The organism is Mesorhizobium sp. M8A.F.Ca.ET.021.01.1.1 (assembly GCF_003998025.1).
Classification (GTDB): Bacteria; Pseudomonadota; Alphaproteobacteria; order Rhizobiales; family Rhizobiaceae; genus Mesorhizobium.
Genome location: NZ_RZSJ01000548.1, coordinates 1 through 4,110, shown reverse-complemented (window position 1 = coordinate 4,110; position 4,110 = coordinate 1). Strand labels below are relative to the sequence as shown.

The 4,110-nt window shown below is 65.5% G+C and carries 5 protein-coding genes; 4 read left to right on the top strand and 1 reads right to left on the bottom strand.

Annotated elements, in window-relative coordinates; translation table 11 throughout:
* On the bottom strand, positions 1 to 538 hold a 538-nt coding region (locus tag EOA36_RS29460), incomplete at its 3' end, for a GntR family transcriptional regulator (protein WP_145969369.1).
* 126 nt (positions 539 to 664) lie between these two features.
* Between EOA36_RS29460 and EOA36_RS29455 the strand changes: the two genes are divergently transcribed.
* From EOA36_RS29455 to EOA36_RS29440, 4 genes are read left to right on the top strand one after another with little or no spacing between them, the layout of a single operon-like run.
* Positions 665 to 1,465, top strand: a complete 801-nt coding sequence (locus tag EOA36_RS29455) for an ABC transporter ATP-binding protein (RefSeq protein WP_127280493.1) — start codon at positions 665 to 667, stop codon at positions 1,463 to 1,465.
* On the top strand, positions 1,462 to 2,208 hold the full coding sequence (locus EOA36_RS29450; protein WP_127280492.1) for an ABC transporter ATP-binding protein: 747 nt from the start codon (positions 1,462 to 1,464) through the stop codon (positions 2,206 to 2,208). The genes EOA36_RS29455 and EOA36_RS29450 overlap by 4 nt, the downstream gene beginning before the upstream one ends.
* Positions 2,205 to 3,113: a branched-chain amino acid ABC transporter permease gene (locus EOA36_RS29445; RefSeq protein WP_127280491.1), complete on the top strand. Its 909-nt coding sequence runs from the start codon at positions 2,205 to 2,207 to the stop codon at positions 3,111 to 3,113. The genes EOA36_RS29450 and EOA36_RS29445 overlap by 4 nt, the downstream gene beginning before the upstream one ends.
* The gene (locus EOA36_RS29440; RefSeq protein WP_189524546.1) at positions 3,110 to 4,093 is read left to right on the top strand and encodes a branched-chain amino acid ABC transporter permease; all 984 of its coding nucleotides are present in this window, start codon (positions 3,110 to 3,112) and stop codon (positions 4,091 to 4,093) included. Before EOA36_RS29445 ends, EOA36_RS29440 begins: the two co-directional genes overlap by 4 nt.
* Positions 4,094 to 4,110: the final 17 nt, after the last annotated feature.

Below are 4,110 nucleotides of genomic sequence, written 5' to 3'. Positions count from 1 at the left end.
GCCCCGATTGCAGCCACAAGCTCTCGATCATCGGAATCAGCACGGCCGAGCCGCAGGATCGGTAGATCTCGAAGTGAAAGCTCTGGTTGAGCGTCACTTCGCGGTCGACATCCTTCTTGTGTTTCAGCGCCCGCATCTCGTCCCATTCAGCCAGAATGGTTTCGATGGCGGCTATCTGGCGGGGCCCCATGCGCGCCGCGGCCAGCGCGATCGCCTCGCCCTCGATCAGGACGCGGGCACGCAGGAGATCGTCGAGACGTTCCAGCGTGATCGGCGGCACGCGCACTGAGCGGTTGGGCAGCGCCTCCAGCGCCTTCTCCGTGATCAGCCGGCCTAGCGCTTCGCGCACCGGCATCGTCGAGGTGACCAGCGCATCGGCCAGACCGCGGATCGTCAGCACCTGGCTTGGCTCGAACAGGCCGCCGATCAGCGCGCGCCGCAGTTCGGAATAGACGCGATCCTGCACCGTTTCGCGGCCGACCGGCGCGAGCTGGGCCGCGATCGCCTCGTTGTTCTTTCCGACAGCAGCCTTTTGCATGGAATTCCGTTCTCGGCGGGTTTTCGGCTTGCGGATGAAATTAAAGCCGAATAGCGTGATCAAAGCAAGTGTGATCACAAATCATAATCAGGAGGCGGCAACGATCGTCTTCGGCCAGAGGGTTCGATGAGCGAGGTAGCGGAACGCCAAGGGCGGGAGACCCGTGTGCCGGTTCTGACGGCGAGCCAGGTCGTCAGGCGGTTCGGCGGCCTTGTCGCCGTCAACGATGTCTCGTTCGACGTCAAAGCGGGCGAAATCCTTGGCCTGATCGGACCCAATGGCGCCGGCAAGACGACCATGTTCGACTTGCTGGCCGGCAGTATCCTGCCCACCAGTGGCAACATCCTGCTCAACGGCGTGCGCGTCTCCGGCGAAGCCGCTCACCTGCGCATCGGCCGAGGTCTCGGCCGCACCTTCCAGATCCCGCGCCCGCTCCCCAACCTGACGCTGATCGAGAACATCATGCTGGCGGCACAGGGCCAGGCGGGCGAAAGGCTGCTCGCCAACTTCGTCACGCCGTGGCGGGTGGCGGCGCAGGAAAGAGCCGCCCGGGCAAAGGCGCTCGAACTGCTGGAACTGGTCACCCTCACCCACCTCGCGCATGAGCCGGCGCGCGTGCTTTCCGGCGGCCAGCGCAAGCTGCTCGAACTTGCCCGGGTGATGATGGCCGATCCGGCGATCATCCTGCTCGACGAACCGGCGGCCGGCGTCAACGCGACGCTGCTCGAAGTCATCATCGACCGCATCCGCGACATCAATGCGCGCGGCATCACCTTCCTGCTCATCGAGCACAACATCGACATGGTGACGCGGCTCTGCCACCGCGTCCTTGTGATGGCGAGCGGCCAGTTGCTCAGCGAAGGCACGGCGGAAGAAGTCGCCCGCGACCCGCGCGTCATCGAGGCCTATCTCGGGGGCGCCGCATGAGCGAGACCGTCCTCGATGTCCACAATCTCGAAGCCGGTTACGAACCCGGCGTGCCGATCGTGCGCGGCGCCTCGATCACGGTCAGAAAAGGTGAAATCGTCGTCGTCCTCGGTCCCAACGGCGCCGGCAAGTCGAGCTTCATCAAGGCGATCGCAGGCCTCGTGCCGATCACCGGCGGTTCAGTGTTCCTGGACGGCCAGGATATCACCACGGCACCGGCCCACACCATGGTGCGGCTTGGCCTCGCCTTCGTGCCGCAGACCGAGAATATCTTTCCGCTGATGTCGGTCGAGGACAATCTCAGGGTTGCCTGCGGCATCCTCGAGCGGCGCGACATCCCGGCCCGCCTCGAGGAGATGTATGCCGCCTTCCCCGACCTCGTCCGCCAGCGCCGCACGGCGGCCGGCAATCTGTCCGGAGGACAGCGGCAGATGCTCGCGGTTGCACGTGCGCTGATCGTCCACCCCAAGGTGCTGGTGCTGGACGAACCGTCGGCTGGCCTGTCGCCAAAGTTCGTCTCGGCGGTGTTCGAGATGCTGGCCGGCATCCGCAAGTCCGGAGTCACCATCCTTTTGGTCGAGCAGAACGCCAAGGCAGCGCTTGCCATCGGCGACCGCGCCTATGTTCTGGTCGAAGGCAAGGACCGGCATGAGGGCGTCGCCTCGGAATTGTGGAACGACCCGGTCGTCGCCGAACTCTATCTCGGCCAGCGTCCCCAGCGCCAGCAGGGAGGCGCTGCATGAGCCTGCAGTTCATCGTCGACGGATTGCTGACCGGCTCGATGATCGGCCTCGGTGCCATCGGCGTGACGCTCACCTATTCGATCCTGCGTTTCTCCAACTTCGCCCATGGCGACTTCATGGCCTGGGGCACCTATGCGACGCTGGCCGTGGTCAGCGCCATCGGCGCGACATTCGGCAAGGTGGCGCCGATCGGGCCGCTGTCCTTCGGCTGGCCGCTCCTTGTTGCCCTGGTCGTCGGCATGGCGTTCACCGCACTGCTGGCGCTGCTGCTCGACAAGGTGTTGTTCTCGCGGCTGCGCTCGCAAGGCCAGGCGATCATCGTCGTGATGGCGAGCTTCGGCGCCTCGATGGCGCTGCGGAGCCTGTTGGAGTTCACCTTCACCTCACGGCCAACCTATTTCAGCCGAGCCATCCAGATCGCCATGCCGGTCGGCTTCGGCATCCGCATCACGCCCGACCAGATCGCCTTGCTGGCGCTGACCGCCGTGCTCGTGCTCGGCGTGCATCTGTTGATGACACGTACGCAGACCGGGCGTTCCATGCAGGCGCTGAGCCAGAACGCGGCGCTGGCCCGGATCGTCGGCATCGACGTCGCCAAGGTGGTGCGCGTCACCTGGATCGTCGGCGGCGCGCTTGCCTGCGTTGCCGGCGTGATGATCGGCATTCTGGTGCAGATCCGCCCCTTCATGGGCTTCGACATGCTGCTACCGATGTTCGCCGCCGCCATCCTCGGCGGCATCGGCAGCATCCCGGGCGCGGTGCTCGGCGGCCTGATCATCGGGCTCGCCGAAGCCGGCGCCGTGCAATTGATCGGTGCCGAATGGCGCGCCGCCGTCTCCTTCATCATACTGATGGCGGTGCTGTTCGTGCGGCCGATCGGCCTTTTCGGAGTTCGGGAAAGATGATCGATCTCGTCGGCTACGGCGCCTTCTTCCTGACCACGGCGCTGATCTTCTCGCTGGTCACGCTGGGGCTCAATCTGCAGTGGGGGCTGACTGGCCTGTTCAATGTCGGGCTCGCCGGCTTCGTTGCCATCGGCGCCTACACATCGGCGCTGCTGACGACACCGGACGACGCCGCGAGGCTGGGCGGTTTCGGCCTGCCGATCCTTGTCGGCTGGGCAGGCGCCATGGTGGTTGGCGGTATCGCCGCGGCACTTACCGGCATGGCCACATTGCGTCTGCGATCCGACTATCTGGCGATCACCACATTCGGTGTCGCCGTGGTCGTGCAACTGGTCGCGCTCAACGCGCAGAAGCTGACGGGTGGCCCATTCGGCATCGGTTTCATCCCGCGCCCCTTCGGCGGCCTGGCGGAGACGCCACTGCTGTTCAACCTGTCCAACCTTGCCGTCGTCTCGGTGGTGACGCTGATCGCCTATCTCGCCTTGGAGCATCTGTCGCGCAGTCCCTGGGGCCGCGTGCTGAAGGCGCTGCGGGAGGACGAGCGTGCGGCGATCTCGCTCGGCAAGAGCGCGCGTTTCTACCGCGTCCAGGCCTTTGCCGTCGGCGGCGCCATCATGGCGCTGGCCGGCGCATTGCAGGCGCATTTCACCGGCTTCATCGCACCCGACAATTACCTGCCGATCCTGACCTTCCAGGTCTGGGTCATGCTGATCGTCGGCGGCTCCGGCAGCAATCTCGGCGCCGTCGTCGGCAGTGTGCTGGTCTGGGGAATATGGGCCGGATCGGGCACGGCGACCAGCGTGTTCTTCCCGCCCGAGCAGCAGGCGCGCGCCGCCTCGCTGCAAATCGTTGCCATCGGCGTCATGCTCTGCGTCATCCTTCTGATCAGGCCAAACGGCCTGTTCGGCGACAGGCCGCGGCGGGCACGCTTCGGCAAGCGGGCGAAACTGGCCACGGCCAAAAGCAGTTCCAACTCATGAATGCCATGGTCAGGCAG